Source organism: Rhodococcus zopfii NBRC 100606 = JCM 9919, assembly GCF_001895025.1.
GTDB lineage: Bacteria > Actinomycetota > Actinomycetes > Mycobacteriales > Mycobacteriaceae > Rhodococcus > Rhodococcus zopfii.
Window position 1 is genome coordinate 1 of record NZ_BCXI01000112.1, and the last position, 1,438, is coordinate 1,438.

At 67.3% G+C, this 1,438-nt stretch carries 1 protein-coding gene; it reads right to left on the reverse strand.

What is annotated here, in order from left to right:
• Window positions 1-104 precede the first annotated feature (104 nt).
• Complete coding sequence (locus RZ1_RS29335) at window positions 105-1,361, reverse strand: IS701 family transposase (protein WP_072816453.1); 1,257 nt, start codon at window positions 1,359-1,361, stop codon at window positions 105-107.
• Window positions 1,362-1,438: the final 77 nt, after the last annotated feature.

Genomic DNA, 1,438 nt, shown 5'->3' on the forward strand with positions numbered 1-1,438 from the left:
CCTAGTAGGACTTTGTTAGGTTGGGAAGGTGTGGTGGCAGGTCGGGCAGGTGCCGATCCAATACGCCAGTGCGCGTTGAAGTTTGCGCACGACGGCGTAGAGGGTCAGGCCTGCCCGGTCGCTTTTGGGTCGGCCAGCCGCAGGGTGGTGAGGAACAGGTGTGCTGCGGTGACCAGGGTTGCGTGGTGGTGCCAGCCGAGCCAGGAGCGGCCTTCGAAATGATCGAGGCCGAGCCCGGTCTTCAGTTCCCGGTAGTCGTGCTCGATGCGCCAGCGGATCTTGGCCAGGCGCACCAGCTGGGCGATCGGGGTGTCCTCGGGCAGGGTGGCCAGCCAGAAGTCGGTGGGCTGTGCCGCGTCGTCGGGCCATTCGGCCAGCAACCACGCCTGCGCCAGGACGCCGTCCTCGTCGCAGGGAATCGTGCGGTTCGCCGGACGTACGCGCATCGCCACGAACCGTGAACGCATGGCCGCGGTCGGATTACCCGGACCGGTCTTGGTTCCGTGGCGCCAGGTGAGCTCGGTCAGCGCCGCTGTTCCGGCCGCCAGGACGAGGTCTTTGCAGGTGAGCGCAGCTGGGTAGCGGCGGGTCGGCGGCCGCCCGCGTCCCGAGTACGCGGCGGCGGCCGGGACCGCACCGCCGGGGTGTGCGAGGGTGGCACCTTTGACGGCGACGACATAACCCAGACCGCGGTCGGTCAAGCCCTGACGGAAAGTGGCCGAGTCGCCGTAGCCGGCGTCGGCGACGATCACCGGCGGGGTTCGGCCCCACGAGATCAGCTCGTCGAGCATCTCGAGGGCCATCGCCGCCTTGGAGCGGTGACGCTCGTCGTCGGGAATCGCGCTGCGCCGCCGCCGGGCGGTGATCGCCGCGGCCGCCTCGGGATCCTCGGCGGTCTCGTCGTCCCAGCTCCGGGGCAGGTACAGGCGCCAGTCCAGCGGCGCGGACGCGATGTCGGTGGCGGCGTGCACGCTCACGGCGACCTGGCAGTTACCGACCTTGCCGAGGGTGCCCGAGTACTGCCGGGCCACGCCCGGCGATCCGTCCCCGTCTTTGGCGAATCCGGTGTCGTCGATCACCCACGCGTCCGGGGCGATCAGGTCGCATGCCTTGCGCGAGAGTGTTTTTCGGACTGGTTCCACGTCCCACGGCGAGCTGGTCACGAACTGTTGCAACCGTTGATGATCGACCCCGAGGCGCTGAGCCATCGGTTGCATCGACTTGCGGCGCCCGTCGAGCATCAATCCCCGCGTGTATACCCCTGCGGTCGCCCGTTGATCCTTGCGTTTGAGGGAGGAGAACACCTGATCGACGAACGCATCGAGACGTTCACCGACATCGGTCAGGGCTGCGGTATCCACCTGGTCATCGTCTCGAGAATCACGTCGAATCTCGAGCCCTCACACAAGAAGTGACAAACCTAACAAAGTCCTACTAG